Source organism: Gilvibacter sp. CC01 (genome assembly GCF_055755295.1).
The window spans coordinates 786074-804933 of sequence record NZ_CM146909.1; the positions used below are offsets into that span (position 1 = coordinate 786074).

Below are 18860 nucleotides of genomic sequence, written 5' to 3' on the forward strand. Positions count from 1 at the left end.
TATATTTACACCATGGCGAATTTCTACAAAACCCTGGCCAAGATTAACAAAGTTATCCTACCTAGTATGACCAAAAAAGGCTTGGACCTGGCCAAAGCCAAAAAATGGCAATTAGCACTTATAGGATACAGAGCTTGGGTAAGCAAAAAGGCCTTAGATTAATAGCGCAGCACAGCGTGCGACTTTCGGCCTTGGAGTTTAGCTGCGCCACCCAGAAAGCTGAGCTCCATTAAAAAACTGCACGCCACTACTTCTCCACCTAATGCTTCTATTAAAGTACAGGCTGCAGCCGCGGTACCTCCAGTTGCTAAGACGTCGTCGTGCATGATCACTCGGTCTCCAGGAGCAATGGCATCGCTGTGGATCTCTAAGGTATCTGTACCGTATTCCAGATCGTAAGTCTGAGAAGCCGTCTTATAGGGTAACTTTCCAGGCTTTCTTACAGGGATAAAACCCAAATCGAGCTCTTGCGCAATGGCCATTCCAAAGAAAAACCCACGAGACTCCACCCCGACCACTTTGGTAGCCTGTAAATCTTTCAAAGGAGCGACCAGTTGCCGCAGAAAATACTCTCTCGCCTGAGGATCTAACAATAAAGGAGTTATGTCTTTAAAACTGATTCCGGGTTTAGGGAAGTCTGGCACGATGCGAATAAACTGATTGAGATCCATTAATTTTTTAAATAATTGGCTTTGTCGTAAATTTAAAAAGAAATATATTTGCACCCGCCTAAAAAGGTAAACAACGGCCTCGTAGCATAACTGAATAGTGCACTTGATTACGGCTCAAGAGGTTGCAGGTTTGAATCCTGCCGAGGTCACAACAAGCAAGAAACCACACTCAAACGAGTGTGGTTTTTTCGTTTACAAGCAAACCAAGCTTGCTTGAGTTTGTGAGTGAACGGAAAAACCAAAGGCGCAACGCTAGTTGCGGCTGGTTTCTTATTTGCAAAAGAGAGCTTTGTCAGGATGTTGAGCATAGCGAAACAATCCTGCATTCCGCTCACGCGGCTATCTCACTCAAAGGTCTACCAGACCTTTGGTTTTTTTTCAAAACTTCGTTCGATAAGGTTTCTTATTTGCAAAAGAGAGCTTTGTCAGGATGTTGAGCATAGCGAAACAATCCTGCATTCCGCTCACGCGGCTATCTCACTCAAAGGTCTACCAGACCTTTGGTTTTTTTCAAAACTTCGTTCGATAAGGTTTCTTATTTGCAAAAGAGAGCGCAAAGAATCACGAGCGAGTCTCAATCGCCAAAGGCTATGGAGGCCGCAGAGCGAGTAATCCTGATTTCTGCTTTCCGCTTTCGCGGCTATCTCACTCAAAGGTCTACCAGAACTTTGGTTTTTTCAAAACTTCGTTCGATAAAGTTTCTTATTTGCAAAAGAGAGCTTTGTCAGGATGTTGAGCATAGCGAAACAATCCTGCATTCCGCTCACGCGGCTATCTCACTCAAAGGTCTACCAGACCTTTGGTTTTTTTCAAAACTTCGTTCGATAAGGTTTTGAGCTTTCCATTCAGACTACGGAGCTTTGTCAGGAACTTTGCGCAGCAAAGAATCCTGCTATTTAGGCCCTCCGCTTTCGCGGGTGCCTCCATCAAACCCCGCACCAGCCCCTGCAACGCTGCAAGCTACGCAGGGGGAACGATTGAGCGGCATGTCTAAGCTCTTTGCAAAGCAAAAGCGAGTAGCGAAAGCGCGGTCCTGTAGTGAACTTGTGCTACTACAGGAGGCGCCCAAAAAATAAGTCTCAATCTAATGCGCCTCCGGTCTAAGCGGCCCAGCCAACTCCTTCATAAAGATAAGCCTGCCGGGAATGGTGGGCATCCAGCTGGAAGTTACCCAACGAGACGGTCCGTATTGCAAGGTTACACATAGGCTCATTCCTTGCCAGCAAGCTCCACGCGTGGGATAAATACCATCTGCACCACCGATGCAATAATCGCTCTCTAAGAACAAACCAGGACCAACCGTGTTCGCCCAACAAGGAATAAGGGTAAAACGACTGGCAAAGCTGTGTAGCGAATTCTGTTCTACAGTAAGCGGATGCAAGGCCTGCCCTATTCTGTGGGTTTGCGATCTCCAGTCGGTGTCGTTGTCGTATTCATCGCCAATTTGAGGCTCCCAAAAAGCGATATGACAGGCACGACCAATACCGTAAACAGTAACCAATTTGCCTCCAGATTCCTTGATGGCTTGGATCTTTTTGGCATAAGTGGGCAAATTCTCCTTGGTCGCAAAGTTGCGTTGCGCCTTAGGTACTGTTAAGTTACCTAGCGGTTCGAATAAGGCTTCATTCATGGCCTTTTCAAAGCCTCCGTCCTGATCGGGTGGCATGGTGTTGCCATCGCGGTCCGACCATTCGTCCATATTAAAGGTGGTCATATGGTCTGCAGATACCTGATTCCTTGTAAGCATATCTACCACATACTTATACATTCCCATGGGTCCAACGGGTAGGATGATCGCCAACTGTTGGTTGTTGGCACGGGTATCCATGATTATCTGAGCAATCTCCTCACCCATGCGCTGCTCCATTTTTTGCAAGCTGTCTACAGGTTCTGGAGCGAACTCATCGTGCCAGAATGCAGCGCGCTTAGTCACTCCCTCTAAACCCAGATCACAGCATTGATCGATCTTCTGATAGTCCCAACCTGTGGGGTAAAATCCTTCTAGCAAAGAACCCTTTACGGTGTTTGCAAAGTCTAATTTGGCCATACTTTTAGGTTTTGCGTTGTTAGGTTTATCCTTGCGGATGTAGTCTAATAAAGGTATCAAAAAAATAAATGAATTACCTTAGTGAAAACTATCGCAACGGCATGGCCAAGATTTTTCGCAAATTCCGCTTAGAACACATCAAAACTGGCAAACTGAAACAATATACCTTATACGCCATTGGAGAAATTCTCTTGGTAGTAATTGGTATTTTGATAGCACTGGGCATAAACAGTCGTGTTGAACAGAACAAACAAAATGAGCTGGAGCAAACCTACTTAAAAGCCCTTTTGAACGATTTTGAGATCAATCAGCGGAAGCTAAATAACCTAATTGCAGCCAATCAGAACAACTACGACAACTCCCTAAAGCTTATAGGGCTTATTGGGAAAGAGCATGTAGAAGAGAATGAGTTTGCCAAATTGATGGTCACCACTTTTTCGTATGACATTCACTACAATCCTAACAATGCGGTACTGGATGAATTGCTCAATACCGGGAATCTAAAAAGCATCTCCTCTACTTATCTGAGGCAGCGCCTCACTGTTTGGATAGCGACCTTGGACGACGTAAAAAGTCAAGAGGAGGAACTCGCCAAGCAACGCGAAAAAGCCATGGAGATCTTATTGTCTGATAAATACAATATGAGATCCTTATTGGATGAGACCGGCATAAGTATCAATGAGCTCAAGTTGGCCCCTTCTGAAAAAGAATCGGCCTTTGAAGATCTGCTCAACAACAATAGTTTTGAAAGCCGGATGTTGCTTTTCGCACTCACCAGTCGCGGGACTCAGCTAGAACATTACTTGCCGCTTAAAAAAGAAATTGATAATATTCTCAAGACCTTGGCGGTAGAATTAGAAGATTAAGGACTATTCTTTTAGTACATTTAATAGCAAGAAACTTCAAGGTCCATGAGTAAGTCACGTAAAAAGATTGGTTTAGCCCCAGGCACCCTTGTCTTTACAGGAAACAAAAAACTAGATAAGGTTATTATCCATAAGTTGTCCTATAATTCAGAGGAGCTGGTACAGGGTGAATTTGACAGCCATACCGAACACCAAATTGCCCGACTAGACAACAAGAAAGTAGATTGGTTCGATGTGCGCGGTATGCACGACACAGAGCTTATTGCAACCTTAGGAGCCAATTTTGGGATGCATCCGCTTACCCTTGAAAACACAGTAGATATTCACCAACGTCCAAAATTCGAGGAGTACGAGAACGGCTTTTTTATCACCTTAAAGGCCTTGCGATTTGATGCAGAGACCAAAACTGTAAACAATGAACATTTGGCCATTTATGTGACCGAAGGGGCCGTTATCAGTTTTCAAGAGACAGAAAGTGACCTGTTCGAACCCGTGCGTGAGCGTCTAGAAAAAAGTAGCGGCCGGATCCGCAGTAGAGGTGCCGATTATTTGGCTTTTGCCCTGATGGATGTAGTAGTTGACCACTATTATGTGGTTATTGAAGGGTTTGAAGAAGTGATCAATCGACTGGAAGACGAGCTGACAGAAGATCCGACCACTGAGATCAAAAGCGAGATCCATCAGCTGAAAAAAGAACTGCTACGCATCAGAAAAAAAGTGATCCCTTTACGAGAGGCGACCTCGCAATTCTCAAAGTCCGAACACAAACTCATTGTAGACACCACACCTATCTTTGTTCGCGACCTTTACGAACACACTGTTCACGTTATAGATAACCTAGACTCCAACCGCGACCTGCTGAACGGACTGCAGGACCTCTATATCTCAGAACTGAGCTTTAAGATGAATAAGGTGATGCAGGTGCTGACCATAGTATCGACCATTTTTATCCCGCTGACCTTTTTGGCTGGGATCTACGGCATGAATTTTACCAACATTCCAGAACTCAACTACAAGTATGGCTATTTTATATTGCTTTGGGTGATGTTTGTTATTAGTATAATTCTGATATTCTTCTTTAGACGTAAACACTGGCTATAATTGTTAAAGGATTTTAACAGCTAATGGGCTCATTTAACGTTTTTTAGAACATATAACTAGAAAAATAGTTAAAGGCCGATAAAGGCCTTGACAAACTTCCGCTCAGGCTTATATTAAGAGTGTACCATTTACAAAAGCAGTGCCGCTCCGGTACTTATTTATCTTAAACTGATGAGCTTTCTTTGGTGCTTTCTGCACCCCTCATCCACACTGCAATCTTTTATTAACTCTAAAATTTCAGCATGAATTATTTAAACATGAATGATGAGAAATTGTTGCCTGTTGTGATCGAACTCAACACCCTACTGGCAGAATACCACATCTACTACCAAAAATTAAGAAACTATCATTGGAATATTCTCGGAAAGAATTTTTTCGACCTGCACGACAAGTTCGAAGAACTATACGGGCAAGCGCGAATCCGCATTGATGAGATCGCAGAGCGTATCTTGACCTTGCGTTATCACCCAGTAAGTAAATACAGTGATTACTTAAGAATTTCCAAATTAGAAGAATCAGAAAGCATTAAGACCGATCGCGAAATGGTGATCAGTATCTTGAATGACCATAGAATGCTACTAGCCCAAATGCGTACTGTCATGTTACACGCAGAAAATGCGAAAGATGAAGGAACCTTAGACATGCTAGGGGCCTACATAAGAGACATGGAGAAAGTAAGTTGGATGCTCAACACTTGGTCTAAACGTAACGAGGAGACCTTGGCTACGAGTCTAATCGAGGAGGCATAAGATGGCATTTCAAGAATAAGTATCAGCAAATCAAGTAACCGATAAACTGTCCGGCTGGTGGGAGACCTTTGTAGATAATCTTCCCAATCTAGGAGTAGCCCTAGCAGTACTGATAGTATCTTTTCTGGCATCCAAATTGGTTTACCGCGCAGTATTAAAACTGATCCACAAGCGAATCAATCAAACCAGTGTTACGCAACTCATTGCACGTACCGCATCAACCGTGGTGGTACTCGGAGGATTGATCCTCGCCTTGGTTTCCCTGAATTTAGGGCAAGCCCTAACAGCCATGCTATCGGCCGCCGGTGTTTCTGGATTGGTAATTGGTTTGGCGCTACAAGGAACACTCTCTAACCTAATCTCAGGTATCGTGTTATCCTTTAGAAAGAATATTAGCATAGGCGATTGGATAGAGTCCAACGGCTACGCAGGCGAAGTAACCGACATTAATCTCAATTACTTTGTGATGCGCGAGGCAGACAATAACATAATAGTATTGCCCAACCGTAAGATCATGGAGGTTATTGGAAACCCAGACAATTCCATAATTACCAACGACATAGAAAAGATCATCGGACGCCCGGCCAAAGACTTTCAAAAATACGCCAATGAAATGGCTTCGAGTGGCGTTTGGAGTCTGAGTGAAAAGCTAGTTTAACAACTAAATAAAATGGATCGTCGAATTGACGATCCATTTTAGCTTTTGGGTTTATAGGCTGATTCTTGCCAACGCTTAAACAGAACTTTGTAACTTATTGAAAAATTAAAGCCATGAGTAACGAAGTTCGCAAAGAATATTCCAACGCAGAGATCACTGTGATCTGGAAACCCAAACTCTGTATTCACGCCAAGGAATGTGTGAGTCGTCTACCCGAAGTTTACGATCCGGAGAAACGTCCGTGGATACAGCCGGAAAACGCTTCCGCCGCTGCATTAAAAGAACAGATAGACGCTTGTCCGTCTGGGGCCTTAAGCTATAAGATGGAAGGCGAAGCAGCTCCGGAAGCACAAAGTATGGAAACCAAAGTGGAAGTATTGGAAAACGGTCCGCTATTAGTTTACGGAACCTTAAAAGTTACGGATGCCGCAGGAGCTACCGAAACCAAAAACAGAACCACGGCCTTTTGTCGCTGTGGTCAATCGCAGAACAAACCCTATTGCGATGGGGCTCATGTGGAGGCCGACTTTAGAGGTTAGTCTTATATGCATAAAAAGCGAAAACCACCCCGAGGGGTGGTTTTCTTTGTTAAGGAAAAAATAGTAGTGATGGTTAGTATTATTCCTTAGTACATATTACGCAAGGCGGTAATATCATTACCGTTAAACTCTCCATCTTCGGTAGAGCTAAAACAAGCCAACATCACAGAAGTAGAATCATAACCGGTAGGTGTACCTGCAACATGAATTGCACCTACACCAGCTGATCCTTCATTTACGTTTTGCCCACAACTTTGTCTGCTAAAGTAGTCGGTGTGTCTAAAACCAACGGAGTGACCAATCTCATGTGTGATCACGTGCTCGTTCACATTGGTTGAATACACATCAAGTCCGTAGATCTGAACCCACTTGTAAGGCAGCCCTGAACTCGGGAAACCAGCGCTTCCACCAGCTCCAGACTGAGTAGGGTTGTTGTAAACCACCATGTCCTTGTCACCGTAGTTGGTTCCAAAGGTCAGGGTGAAGCTAATAGAAACTCCACTCAAGCGGTTGTAATTGTTAACGGCCCATTGCAAGGCAGTTCTGGCACGGCTAGATAGACCATAACCTCCGCCACCGGTATAACCGATAATAGTGATGTTTCGGCCTTGCTGTACCAAATTAGAAGTACGGTACTGCTTTGCCAGTGGGTCCGCATCTAAGCTAGCAGCCATTTCCTCTAATTGTTTCTCGGTCATTACAATGTCTTCTTCAATGAAGAGACGCTCCTCACTGCTTCCGTCTGGGAAGAAGAATTCATCGTAACGAATAAAATTGTGGTTCAATCCCAAATCTTGAACCTGCTCCACTACCTTTTGAGGTACTGGTTTTACCAGGTTGGCTTCTTCAATTTGGGCTTCGGTTTCTGCATCTTCTGAACAAGCAGAAAATACAAGTGCTGCCATAAGTAGGAGAGCACTTTTTCTAAGTACGTTTTTCATAGAAATCGCAATTAATGATTAGTGAAAATTGAATGATTTCCTTGAAGTTACGAAAAGAGAGGCTAACTAATGTTAGTAAAAAAGGGAGTGGCTAAAAGTTTGTGGTTCAGCCATAAAAGCCTTACACAATTTCGGCACTGAGGCCTGCATTGAGCAATTTTGTGCATCTGGGCTTGAGGTCTTCGTAGGGTCCGGTCTTCACGGTACACTTTCCTTTGTAATGCACAATTAAGGAACACTGTTCTGCCTGTTCTGGTGTGTGGTCACAGGTGGCAATTAAACAAGAAATCACGTGATCAAAGGTGTTCACGTCGTCGTTGTACAAGATGATCTCGTTCTCGCGCTGCTCGAGTACATCTACATCTAATTCTTCTTGATATTTCTCTTGTCCACTCATTATCAGGGCCTAAAATACAAATTTGGCCGCAATCCAACCGTCGCGGCTTTTATATTTAACGGGAGTTCCCCCCAGTTTGGTACAAGCTGCTTCTAAAATTTCACGATCGGCTTCTAGATACCCACTCAGGTAGATGGTCCCCCCTGGCTTCAACACCTCAACATAGGTTTGCAGGTCTGCCAGCAATATATTTCTGTTGATGTTCGCTATAATGGTATCGAATTGCTGATCTCCCAAAATACTGGCATCTCCTTGTTTTACAACAATATGAGGCTGGCCGTTGCGATCAATATTCTCCAAGGAGTTTTCGTAACACCACATATCTATATCGATGGCCTCCACATATGAGGCTCCGCGCATGGCAGCCATTATGGCGAGAACAGAAGTCCCACAGCCCATATCTAGCACGGCTTGCCCTACAACCTCATCTTCTAAGAGAAAACTCAGGATCATATGTGTGGTAGCATGATGCCCGGTGCCAAAGGACATCTTGGGTTCTATGATAATAGTATAGTCGGTTTCTGGAGTGTCTGTATGGAAAGGTGCTTTTACCGTGCAGCGATCGTCAACAACAATGGGATTAAAATTCTGCTCCCAGGTGGCATTCCAGTTTTGTTGCTGAATTTCCGCTTGGGTAAAGCTTATCTGAACTTCCTCAGAATTCAAGATAAAGATGTCTTCTAGTAACTGCGGATGCCAATCTTCCTTTTGAATATAGGCCTTGACCCCATCTTCAGTTTCTACAAAACTCTCGAATCCAACTCCCCCGAGTTCGGCAATAAGGATCTCGGTGAAAGGACTTACCCGATCTAGGGTAAAAATGTACTCGATGTAGATCATTATACCGGGAAAGCATTGACTATAGCGGTAAAGCTATCGGCCTTTAAAGAGGCCCCTCCGATTAGACCACCGTCTACATCGGGCTGCCCAAAGATCTCTGCAGCATTGTTAGGCTTCACGCTACCTCCGTAAAGAATGGTCACATTTTGCGCCAAATTATCGTTGTAACGAGCAGCCATATTACTGCGGATGTAAGCATGCATTTCCTGAGCTTGCTCTGGTGTTGCAGTCTCTCCTGTTCCAATGGCCCACACAGGCTCATAAGCCAGCACGATCTGCTCATAGGCAGACTCCTCAAGATCGTAGAGCGCTCCTTTTAATTGGTCAGCGACCACATCAAAATGTTTACCGGCACGGCGATCTTCTATCACCTCTCCGAAGCAAAAAATAACTTGTAAGCCAACAGCTAAAGCGGCTTTTACTTTTTCTGCCAATAAGGCCTCGTCTTCCCCAAAATAGGCACGGCGTTCACTGTGACCTAATATAACGGTATCTACACCCACGCTTTTTAACATAGCTCCGGAGATCTCTCCGGTATAGGCGCCACTCGCTTGTTGATGCATGTTCTGAGCAGCCACACTTATCTTAGAACCAGCGGTCTGGTCCACGGCAGCAGCTAGATTCACAAAAGTTGGAGCTACCATTACTTCCACTCCATCTTTGAGTTGTTCGTTCTTCAAGGCGGCGATCAAGGCCACAGACTCCTGCTTGTCACAATTCATTTTCCAGTTTCCGGCAACTAAAGGTCTTCTCATTCCAGTCGTATTTTTGGGTCGAGCCATCCGTAGATCACATCGACCATGATATTAATTATTATAAAGAGGAGAGCTATCACCAAGACAGCTCCCATTATTATTGGCAAATCTAAGGTATTCAGCGCATCTACGATCTCTTTTCCCAAACCATTCCATCCAAAAATGAACTCCACAAAGACCGCTCCTGCCAGCATAGATGCAAACCAACCAGATACGGCGGTAATCACCGGGTTCAGCGCATTCTTTAGTGCATGACGCCAGAGCAAACGCAGGGTGCTCATCCCCTTTGCTTTGGCAGTTCTGATATATTCTTGTTGCAAGACCTCCAAGAGGCTGTTGCGCATCAATTGGGTCACCACAGCCAAAGGGCGTATGCCCAAGACTATTGCCGGTAAGATCAAATTCTTCCACTGGATGCTTATGCCTTCGCCAAAGTCATCTACTTCATAAAGACTACCGGTCATGTTCAAACCAGTGATCTCGTGCCATAAAAATCCAAAGAGCCAAGCAAAGATGATCGCACTAAAAAAAGAAGGCAAACTCATGCCTAAAGTACTTATGATCTGAATCAACTTATCGACCCACTGGTCTTTGTACCAGGCCGAAACCACGCCTAAGACACCACCTAAAAGCATGGCCAAACTTATCGCCGAAACGGCTAAAACCACAGTGTTGGGTAAAGTTTCGCCTATAACTTGAGTTACGGGCTTGCCTGTCTTTTGAAAGCTCTCTCTTAAATAGGGGGCTTTTACGACCACTTGGGTTTCCCCTACAGTAAAGAGTTCGGTGGCGGAGTACTTGCCTGGGCTTAAATAAGTGTAATTGTCCGCTTGGGTAGAATGAAAGGAAAGCGGTGAAAGATCATTCAGATAGTAAAGGTACTGTGTGCCAATAGGCTTGTCAAAACCGTACTTCTTCTTAACGATAGCCAATTGTTCGGCACTTTCGTTCTGACCTAGCATCATTTGCGCCGGGTCTGGCAAGAGGGTAAAGAGCAAAAAGATCACGGTGACCACGCCAAATAGCGTGAGTAGTCCATAACCGAGTTTGCCCAATACGTATCCTACCACTATTGCTCTTCTTGTTGTACGTCCGCTAGAGTCAAAATCTTATACTGAAAATCTTCTCCAAAGAGGTCTGCAGCATATTCCTCAATAGTTTGTGTAAAGCCAGCAGCTTTGCGTCTTTCATTAACGGTTTCCGGATCGCGTATGGGCCAAATGAAATCTCCGCGCGCATCGCTATAAGACATACCTTGGGTTCCGTATTCTTGCAACTTGTTCTCGTTCATCAAATAACGATCTTCCATCATGGCGACCAAACGGAAAGGCAGCTCGTCTTTTGTGGCCGCCGCTTTCATCATATCCAAATAATCTGGGATCTTCTCCGGATTGTGTTGTATCACATACCATGCAGCAGTATTTGTAGGCTCGCCAACAACGCTTTTCCCTGGGTATCCTTGCTTATTTAAAATACGCTCTACAAAGAGTAAATTACTTTTATCTATGGCCATTTGCTTACCCCAAAGATCACCGTTGTGCTCTTCTGGTGATAGCCCCATGGCTTCTCCAATAGCTTTACGCTCTTCATCTGAACTAGCCATGATTAATTTGCGATAGCGCTGATCTAGAACTGCAATACTGTCCAAACGACGCTTCAAGGCAAAGTCTAGATCGGGCATGGCTCCTTCTAATTCGTTGAGCTGTAATTCGAGCGCATCATTCCAGTGCAGTTTCTGCATGATGGTTCCTTTTTGAAGCTCTAATACTCCAGGGTTAGAGCGAACTATGGTTTTAAGGGTAGTCTCATCGCAGAAATAAAAATCAAAATTCAGCTCGTATTTTTCCTTTAAAGCCTCGGTCTCCTCCTTACTAGAAGCAGACATTCCAATAACCTCATAGCCCTTTTTAATAGCTTGATTGGTTATTGCTCTAATGTTGTCGTAACCTTCCAATTCTGTATTGGAAAGCGAATAGGCCACCACTACGATCAGGTTAGGTTCTTCCAATAAGGCAGCAGCCTGATCTTCGCCATTGCGCTCTATGGTAAAATCGTGTATAGGCGGTTCGTAACCTTCTTGAACCAAATTGGTTTCGTAACCAATGAGTTCCCCATCTGTATCTGGATAGTCTCCAAAGGTCTTGATTTCTTTCTCTTGGCCATTCACATCGAATTTCCAAGTATACTCGTAAATGGCCTTTGGTGCATCCGCAGGAACACTCATACCCTCTTGAATATTGGCTCCTATTTTGTAAGGTCTAAAATCGATGGCTGGCAAATGCATAAGCACGTGATAGCAAAAAACCATGGAGGCTACAAAAGACAACAAGACCACTGCCCTGCGCACTTGTTTACCAAAGAAGGGTTGAATGTGTTTTTGCCCAATGAACAGAATCAGAATAAGCACTAACAAGACCAAGTCTTTATAAAAGCTCTCCCAAGGAGTAAGCTTCATAGCATCTCCAAAGCAACCACAATCGGTTACCTTACCAGTTACTGCGGAATAGAAGGTCAAGAAAGTGAAGAAAATGATCATCAGCAGCAAACTCCAAACCGTGAACTTGCGCGCATAACCTAAAATAATCATCACTCCAAGCAGTACTTCGTAGATCACAACCACTACGGCGATCAAAAGAGCAAATGGAATCAAGAACTCTAAGTTGAGCACCTCAGCAGCGAAATACTCTTTGAGCTTAAAGGAGAACCCTACAGGGTCGTTGAGCTTAATAAAGCCACTGATCAAAAAAAGTATACCGACAAATATTCTAGAAAATCCTACTAAATACTTCAAACTAAAAAGGGAATTGAATTAAACTTGAGTGGTTGTTTCTGCATGCCCCATATGAATGAGTGCAAAGACCGCATAATTGATCATGTCCTGATAATTCGCGTCTATTCCTTCTGAGACCAAGGTCTTACCTTGATTGTCCTCTATCTGCTTTACGCGAAGTAGTTTCTGAAGGATAAGATCCGTAAGCGAGCTCACGCGCATGTCGCGCCAAGCTTCACCATAATCGTGGTTCTTGTCAAGCATCAATTGCTTGGTGATAGCGATCTTCTCGTCGTATTGACTCACGGCCTGATCCAGGTTGAGATCGGGTTGTTCTACCACCCCTAATTCCAGCTGAACCAAAGCCATCACACAGTAATTGATGATCCCGATGAATTCTGGCGCTTCACCCTCGTCGACCTTGCGCTGCTCGTTTTGCTGCAAGCTGCGTATGCGTTGGGCTTTGATAAAGATCTGATCGGTCAGCGATGGCAGTCTTAATATGCGCCAGGCGCTACCGTAATCTTTCATTTTCTTAATGAACAAGCTTCTGCATTGGGCGATAACCGCATCGTATTGCATTGCTGTTTGGGCCATAAAATCGTCGGATTGTTTGCGTAAATTTCGCTTAAATTATTGAAAAGTTCACGCCTTTTTTGAATCTTTTAGAATTCGACCTTGAATTTCACCGATTAGTCCTAATTTTGAGCAAATCCCTGCTCGTAGATAATGATCCCAAACTGGAAATCCTTAAACTGTAAAGGCCAATTGATATCCTTAGAAGAACCGCAAGTTATGGGAATCATCAATGTGACCCCAGATTCCTTTTATGACGGCGGAGCCAATCTAGAGGTTCAAAAAGCTGTGCAAACTGCCAAAGCAATGCTCCATGTCGGCGCTAGATTCTTGGATGTTGGCGGCTATTCCTCCAGACCTGGAGCTGAGGATATTTCTGTTGGAGAAGAAGCTGGACGCGTAACTCCGGTTATTGAAGCGATCTTAAAGGAATTTCCTGATGCGCTAATCAGCATAGATACTTTTAGAAGCGAAGTTGCTCGACAAGCTGTTGCAGCCGGTGCGGCAATCATCAATGATATCAGCGGTGGGCATTTGGATGCGCAGATGTTACCTACTGTTGCAGAGCTGCAAGTGCCCTACATTATGATGCATATGCGAGGTACGCCACAGACCATGAAGTCGCTCACCGAGTATGACAACCTCATCTTAGAGATCAAAGATTATTTTGCTACCCAGCTCCACAGCGCTAGAGCGCTGGGGATCAATGATGTTATCATTGATCCTGGGTTTGGCTTTGCCAAAACCGTGGAGCAGAATTACCAGCTGCTAGATCGGATGCAAGAATTGAACGACTTGAATTGCGCCATACTCGCCGGTGTTTCTAGAAAATCAATGATCTATAGAACCTTAGACACCACAGCTCAAAATGCCTTAAATGGCACAACAGCCTTAAATGCTTGGGCCTTAGACAGAGGCGCCAATATCTTGAGAGTACACGATGTGGCTGAGGCTGTGGAATGTATAAAACTTCATAAAGCATTATCTGCATCTCGCCAATAAAAGCGGCTTTAGACTTCGCATTAATTTGTTAAATTTACAAGCAAAGCTAAAAAGCGTTGGACCTCTTAGACATCCGTGTTATTGATATTGTAGACATCGTCTTGGTGGCGGCGCTGCTGTTTTACCTCTACCGCTTGGTAAAAGGCACGGTTGCGATCAACATATTCATAGGGATTGTGATTCTCTATACGGTATGGAAGTTCACAGAACTGCTAGAGATGGAACTCTTTAGCAAAATCCTCGGTGGATTCTTAGGAGCTGGAGTTTTTGCTCTTATTGTTGTTTTTCAGCAGGAGATCCGCAAGTTCTTGCTTATGGTGGGCTCTACCAACTTTAAGGCCCGCAAGAAATTCTTTAAACAATTCAAACTCAACAACACTGGTGATTCGGTAAGTACTAATGTGCAAGATATATTAGCGGCCTGTAAAAAAATGGGAGCCCAATATGCCGGAGCCTTAATAGTGATAGAACGCAATACTAATCTGGACTTTGTCAAGAATACAGGAGACCGTATGAATGCAGAGGTAAATCAGCCAATTATAGAAAGTATATTCTTTAAGAACAGCCCGCTGCACGACGGCGCCATGGTTGTAGAAGGCAATACCATTACAGCTACTCGCGTGATCTTACCGGTATCCAACGACAGAAACATCCCCTTAAGATTTGGCCTGAGGCATCGCGCCGCCATAGGTATCACAGAAAAAACGGACGCTTTGTGCCTTGTGGTCTCAGAAGAGAACGGGCAGATCAGTTATATCAAAGACGGGGAATTCATAGCTTACGACAATTTTGAAGCCCTCGGCGAAATCATCAGAACCGATTTAAGCTAAGCTCATGAATTGTAAAAACTGCAACGAACCCCTAGAACACGGTGCGCAATTCTGTAACCACTGTGGTGCCCGTGTCATTTTAGAACCCTTTACTTTCAAATACGTCACTCAAGATTTTGAGGAGCGGTTCCTGAATTTAGATCGCAACTTATTGGTAAGAACCTTTCGCGATATGGTAATTAGACCCAAAGCGGTCATAGATGGTTATATAGACGGGGTGCGGAAACGTCATATGAATTTGGCCAACTGGCTTGCCGTTGCCTTGACCGCGAGTGGGCTTATGATCTTTGTGGTGCGTAATTTTTACCCGGAGTCCTTAGACATGCAATGGATGATCGACGCTATGGGCGAATCTTCTAAGGACAATCCGTTCTTACAAAGCTTAAATCAAGAAGACCCGACAGAAAATATGTGGTGGATGGAATACCAAGCCATCCTTTACATTCTGCTGATCCCCATATATGCGCTTTTGTCTAAGATCACCTTTATAAGACAAAAAGCCTATTCTTATTTAAAGCATATTGTCATAGTGGGCTATACGCAATCTTGGATGAGTCTTGCTATGACAATCCCAGTTTTGATCTTATTGGCTTTGGGAGCGAATTATATGAAAATGAGTTATTGGATAATCGCCTTTAACTTCTTGTTCAGTGCCTATGTGTACAAGCGGGTGCTTGAACTTAGTTTCTTGGGTATAGTCTGGCGATCCCTGCTCTTTATTTTGGTGGGACTAGGTCTCTATATCTTTATAATTATTGCGACAATTCTCTTTATGGTCGCTTTCGGATCGGCATTTGGAGCATAAAGCTAGACAGCCTCTTCTGCCATGAACTGCACCTCGTAAAGGTTTTTGTAGTAGCCTCCGTCTATGGCCAATAAGTCCTGATGCGAACCTTGCTCCACGATCTTTCCTTGATCCATTACAATAATGGTGTCGGCCTTTTTAACGGTAGCCAAACGGTGGGCGATAACTAGTGAAGTGCGCCCTTCGGTAAGTTTTTCTGTGGCTTTTTGGATGAGCTCTTCGGAATAGGTGTCTATGGAGGAGGTCGCTTCGTCTAAGATGAGAATATCTGGCTGACTCACATAAGCTCTCAAAAAGGCCAAAAGTTGGCGCTGCCCAGAAGAAAGCATACTTCCACGCTCCTTAACATTGTAGTGATAGCCGTTGGGTAAGCTCTCTATAAAGTCGTGCACCCCGATCTGTTTAGCTGCGGCAACAACCTCGGCTTCAGAGATGTTTGGATCGTTCAGGGTTATGTTATTAAATATAGAATCCGCAAATAAGAAAACGTCTTGCAAGACTATAGCGATACCTTTTCTTAGCGATTCCAAACGGTACTCTTCTATTGGGTGACCATCTACGGCAATGACTCCAGAATTGCGCTCATACAAGCGCGAGAGCAAGTTAATGATGGTAGACTTTCCGGCCCCTGTTGCACCCACTATGGCCACAGTCTGTCCGGGCGCTACCTTAAAGGAGATACCTTTGAGTACTTCTTCGTCTTCCACATAGCTAAAGCGAACGTCTTGGAAAGTGATCCCACCTTTGGCGTCATCCCAAGTTTGAGTTCCCTGGTTGGCAATTTGCGATTCGGTATCTAGCACTCCAAAAACACGATTCGCAGCAACCATTCCCATCTGTAATGTGTTGAACTTGTCTGCAATTTGACGCAGCGGTCTAAATAGCATTTGCGACAACATGATAAAGGCCGTAATGTCTCCAACAGAAATATTACCCCCGCCTATGATGTCTCTAGCACCATACCAGGCAATTAAGCCAATTGCTACAGAAGATGCGATCTCTGCTATTGGAAAGAAGATAGAGTTATACCAAACCGTGCGGATCCAAGCTTTTTTGTGCTTTTCGTTTATGGCGTGAAAAGCCTTGTATTCGGTGTCCTCTCTAGCAAACAACTGCACAATCTTCATTCCGGTAATGCGTTCTTGCACAAAGGTGTTTAGATTGGCCACTTGGGTGCGCACTTCCTCAAAAGCAGATTTCATAGCTCTTTGGAAAACCCTTGTCGCATAGACCAAGACCGGTAAAATAGGTAAGATAATAAGAGAGAGTTCCCAACTCATAAAGAACATCACTCCCAATACGGCAACCATTTTTAGCAGATCACTGATTATCATAAAGAGCCCCTGAGAGAAGATGCTAGAAATGGTCTCAATATCGTTTACAGCTCTTGTGGTTAAACGCCCCACAGCACTTTTGTCAAAATAGGCCATTTTAAAGCGCAGCATATGCCCAAACAGCTTAACGCGGATATCTCTAATAACACTTTGCCCTAACCAGTTCGCGTAAAAGATAAAGGAGAGCTGAAACAAGACCTCAAAAAGCAGCATTCCTGCCATAAGCAGTACAAAGAAGAGTAGCAGTTCTGCGTTCTTGCCACTAATGGCCTGGTCCATGGCTAATTTGAGCACATACGGACGTGCCACTCCCAAGACAGACATCATGATCACAGAAAGGGCCACAAAATAAAAAGTACCCTTATAGGCTTGGGTATACCCTAAGAGTCTTTTGAATAATTTAAAATCGAATGCCTTTCCGGATTTTTCGCTCATGATCTGTAGAGGGCTTCTGGATAGCTAACCATGTGTAAAAATAAGCCTTTTGCCGGAGCTGAAGCCCCTGCCTCGCTCCTATTTTTTGATGCAATAAGCTCTGGAATGGATTCCACACTTCTTTTTCCGTAGCCTACCTCTAGGAGCGTTCCCACCACCGCGCGCACCATATTGCGCAAAAAACGATCCGCAGTAATGGTAAAAACAAGCTTATGGCCTTCTTGCTCCCAATGGGCCGTTGTTAAATTGCAGATATAGGTCTTCACATCGGTATTGGAACGCGAAAAACACTGAAAATCTTGTATCCCTAGTAGCAATTGGGCCGCCTGGTTCATAAGAGCCACATCTGGATTTCTGTGCAAAATATGACTAAAGCGCACTCCAAAAGGATCTTTCCCGAGGCAGATGTAATACTTGTAAGTTCTGCCTGTGGCGTGAAAGCGCGCATGAGCATCGTCTTGTACAGCTCTAATGGATTTTATGCTGATGGACGGCGGCAAGAAACTGTTTAGCTTGTCTTGCCACTGCGGTTCGTCTAAAGAGAGATCGGTATCTACATGTGCCATGATCTGGGCAGCATGCACTCCGGTATCGGTTCGTCCTGCGCCCACTATCCCAGTATCTATCTTACACACCAGGCGCAAGGCTTCTTCTAAAGCTTCTTGAACACTGATGGCTTTGGGTTGGCGTTGCCAGCCGTGAAAGTCGGTGCCGTCAAATGCTATTTCTAAAAAATACCGCAAGTTCTCGTACTTTTACAGCTGCAAAGATAAGGCTTCCCATGACCAAAATCCTACTGCTTTCTGATACCCACTCCTATATCGATGATCGTATCTTGGAATATGCCTCTGGGGCGGACGAGGTATGGCATGCGGGAGACATAGGCGATCTGAAAGTTACAGACCAACTCAAAGCTGTAAAACCCCTACGCGCAGTATACGGAAACATAGACGATGCCGAGGCCCGTGCCGAATTTCCAGAAAACAATCGTTTTATGTGTGAGGGTGTGGATGTATGGATCACCCACATTGGGGGCTACCCGGGGCGCTACAACCAACGCGTACGTGAAGAAATTTATCGCAATCCGCCCAAACTTTTTATTTGCGGGCATTCTCACATACTTAAAGTAATGCCCGATAAAAAAACAGGCTTATTACACATGAATCCCGGTGCCATAGGCAAGCATGGGTTTCATAAAGTAAGGACTATGCTTCGCTTTGAGATTGATGGGGATAAGATCCAGAATCTAGAAGTTATTGAGATGAAAAGGTAAACCTGTATTTAGCTTGCAACGTTCGTGCGAATCCGCAGCAAAACCAGCAAGCAGCTGCTGGACTAGAGATGCATTGGGACGATTTGGGCCGTCAGGACCAAGAGCTTTCAATGCATCTATGGATGAGGGTTGCTAGGTTTTCAAGGACGAGCGCGCGTTGCTAGCGTTTTTTGTTTCTTTTTTGAGCAATGCCAAAAAAGAAAGTAAAAGAAAAATAATCTTTTTTAAGGCCAATTTATAGAAGATGGCAATGAGTCCGCGCAAGGGATTG

21 protein-coding genes and 1 tRNA gene are annotated in these 18860 nt (G+C 44.3%); 11 read left to right on the forward strand and 11 right to left on the reverse strand.

Translation table 11 applies throughout. The annotated features are described in order from the left end of the window. The first annotated feature begins 12 nt into the window (after positions 1-12). Complete coding sequence (locus tag AC0J2F_RS03710) at positions 13-162, forward strand: SsrA-binding protein (protein WP_473008836.1); 150 nt, start codon at positions 13-15, stop codon at positions 160-162. On the opposite strand, the gene AC0J2F_RS03715 is transcribed toward AC0J2F_RS03710, so the two are convergent. Next, entirely contained in the window at positions 159-671 is a 513-nt protein-coding gene (locus AC0J2F_RS03715) for an adenine phosphoribosyltransferase (RefSeq protein ID WP_473008838.1), read from the reverse strand. The genes AC0J2F_RS03710 and AC0J2F_RS03715 overlap by 4 nt on opposite strands. A 75-nt stretch (positions 672-746) precedes the next feature. On the opposite strand from AC0J2F_RS03715, the gene AC0J2F_RS03720 reads away from it, so the two are divergent. Then, positions 747-820, forward strand: a tRNA-Arg gene (locus AC0J2F_RS03720). A 935-nt stretch (positions 821-1755) separates the two neighbouring features. On the opposite strand, the gene AC0J2F_RS03725 is transcribed toward AC0J2F_RS03720, so the two are convergent. Then, positions 1756-2718, reverse strand: a complete 963-nt coding sequence (locus AC0J2F_RS03725; RefSeq protein WP_473008840.1) for a sugar phosphate isomerase family — start codon at positions 2716-2718, stop codon at positions 1756-1758. Positions 2719-2786: 68 nt separating this feature from the next. On the opposite strand from AC0J2F_RS03725, the gene AC0J2F_RS03730 reads away from it, so the two are divergent. The 5 genes from AC0J2F_RS03730 to AC0J2F_RS03750 all read left to right on the forward strand — a co-directional run bounded on the left by AC0J2F_RS03730 (position 2787) and on the right by AC0J2F_RS03750 (position 6631). Then, positions 2787-3584, forward strand: a complete 798-nt coding sequence (locus tag AC0J2F_RS03730) for a DUF6090 family protein (RefSeq protein ID WP_473008842.1) — start codon at positions 2787-2789, stop codon at positions 3582-3584. Positions 3585-3629: 45 nt separating this feature from the next. Continuing rightward, positions 3630-4685 carry a magnesium/cobalt transporter CorA gene (corA, locus tag AC0J2F_RS03735; RefSeq protein ID WP_473008843.1) on the forward strand — a complete coding sequence of 352 codons (1056 nt, stop codon included), beginning with the start codon at positions 3630-3632 and terminating at the stop codon, positions 4683-4685. Between the two features lie 242 nt (positions 4686-4927). Beyond that, positions 4928-5434 carry a Dps family protein gene (locus tag AC0J2F_RS03740; protein WP_473008845.1) on the forward strand — a complete coding sequence of 169 codons (507 nt, stop codon included), beginning with the start codon at positions 4928-4930 and terminating at the stop codon, positions 5432-5434. A 46-nt stretch (positions 5435-5480) separates the two neighbouring features. Further along, on the forward strand, positions 5481-6092 hold the full coding sequence (locus AC0J2F_RS03745; RefSeq protein ID WP_473009361.1) for a mechanosensitive ion channel family protein: 612 nt from the start codon (positions 5481-5483) through the stop codon (positions 6090-6092). A 113-nt stretch (positions 6093-6205) separates the two neighbouring features. After that, entirely contained in the window at positions 6206-6631 is a 426-nt protein-coding gene (locus AC0J2F_RS03750) for a (4Fe-4S)-binding protein (RefSeq protein ID WP_473008846.1), read from the forward strand. An 86-nt stretch (positions 6632-6717) separates the two neighbouring features. On the opposite strand, the gene AC0J2F_RS03755 is transcribed toward AC0J2F_RS03750, so the two are convergent. The 7 genes from AC0J2F_RS03755 to AC0J2F_RS03785 all read right to left on the reverse strand — a co-directional run bounded on the left by AC0J2F_RS03755 (position 6718) and on the right by AC0J2F_RS03785 (position 12931). Continuing rightward, positions 6718-7536: a M57 family metalloprotease gene (locus AC0J2F_RS03755; RefSeq protein WP_473008848.1), complete on the reverse strand. Its 819-nt coding sequence runs from the start codon at positions 7534-7536 to the stop codon at positions 6718-6720. 157 nt (positions 7537-7693) lie between these two features. Next, on the reverse strand, positions 7694-7969 hold the full coding sequence (locus AC0J2F_RS03760) for an ATP-dependent Clp protease adaptor ClpS (RefSeq protein WP_374957554.1): 276 nt from the start codon (positions 7967-7969) through the stop codon (positions 7694-7696). Between the two features lie 9 nt (positions 7970-7978). Further along, complete coding sequence (prmA, locus tag AC0J2F_RS03765) at positions 7979-8809, reverse strand: 50S ribosomal protein L11 methyltransferase (protein ID WP_473008850.1); 831 nt, start codon at positions 8807-8809, stop codon at positions 7979-7981. Beyond that, positions 8809-9564 carry a triose-phosphate isomerase gene (gene tpiA / locus AC0J2F_RS03770; RefSeq protein ID WP_473008851.1) on the reverse strand — a complete coding sequence of 252 codons (756 nt, stop codon included), beginning with the start codon at positions 9562-9564 and terminating at the stop codon, positions 8809-8811. The genes prmA and tpiA overlap by 1 nt, the downstream gene beginning before the upstream one ends. Next, positions 9561-10634 (reverse strand): ABC transporter permease, encoded by a 1074-nt coding sequence (locus AC0J2F_RS03775; protein WP_473008853.1) that lies wholly within the window; start codon positions 10632-10634, stop codon positions 9561-9563. Before AC0J2F_RS03775 ends, tpiA begins: the two co-directional genes overlap by 4 nt. After that, on the reverse strand, positions 10634-12355 hold the full coding sequence (locus tag AC0J2F_RS03780; RefSeq protein WP_473008855.1) for a BT_3928 family protein: 1722 nt from the start codon (positions 12353-12355) through the stop codon (positions 10634-10636). Before AC0J2F_RS03780 ends, AC0J2F_RS03775 begins: the two co-directional genes overlap by 1 nt. A gap of 18 nt (positions 12356-12373) precedes the next feature. Beyond that, positions 12374-12931 carry a DUF1599 domain-containing protein gene (locus AC0J2F_RS03785; RefSeq protein ID WP_473008857.1) on the reverse strand — a complete coding sequence of 186 codons (558 nt, stop codon included), beginning with the start codon at positions 12929-12931 and terminating at the stop codon, positions 12374-12376. Positions 12932-13063: 132 nt separating this feature from the next. Between AC0J2F_RS03785 and folP the strand changes: the two genes are divergently transcribed. Genes folP through AC0J2F_RS03800 form a run of 3 tightly spaced genes read left to right on the forward strand, consistent with a single transcriptional unit; the run spans position 13064 to position 15547 of the window. Continuing rightward, complete coding sequence (folP, locus tag AC0J2F_RS03790) at positions 13064-13912, forward strand: dihydropteroate synthase (protein ID WP_473008858.1); 849 nt, start codon at positions 13064-13066, stop codon at positions 13910-13912. A gap of 56 nt (positions 13913-13968) precedes the next feature. Beyond that, positions 13969-14742 (forward strand): diadenylate cyclase, encoded by a 774-nt coding sequence (locus AC0J2F_RS03795; protein WP_473008860.1) that lies wholly within the window; start codon positions 13969-13971, stop codon positions 14740-14742. Positions 14743-14746: 4 nt separating this feature from the next. Then, on the forward strand, positions 14747-15547 hold the full coding sequence (locus tag AC0J2F_RS03800; RefSeq protein ID WP_473008862.1) for a hypothetical protein: 801 nt from the start codon (positions 14747-14749) through the stop codon (positions 15545-15547). Positions 15548-15549: 2 nt separating this feature from the next. Here AC0J2F_RS03800 and AC0J2F_RS03805 read toward each other — a convergent pair whose 3' ends face one another. Continuing rightward, positions 15550-17316, reverse strand: coding sequence for an ABC transporter ATP-binding protein (locus tag AC0J2F_RS03805; RefSeq protein WP_473008863.1), 1767 nt, complete (start codon positions 17314-17316; stop codon positions 15550-15552). Continuing rightward, positions 17313-18059, reverse strand: coding sequence for a tRNA pseudouridine(38-40) synthase TruA (truA, locus tag AC0J2F_RS03810; protein WP_473008865.1), 747 nt, complete (start codon positions 18057-18059; stop codon positions 17313-17315). The genes AC0J2F_RS03805 and truA overlap by 4 nt, the downstream gene beginning before the upstream one ends. A 38-nt stretch (positions 18060-18097) precedes the next feature. On the opposite strand from truA, the gene AC0J2F_RS03815 reads away from it, so the two are divergent. Then, the gene (locus AC0J2F_RS03815; RefSeq protein WP_473008866.1) at positions 18098-18589 is read left to right on the forward strand and encodes a metallophosphoesterase family protein; all 492 of its coding nucleotides are present in this window, start codon (positions 18098-18100) and stop codon (positions 18587-18589) included. Positions 18590-18860: the final 271 nt, after the last annotated feature.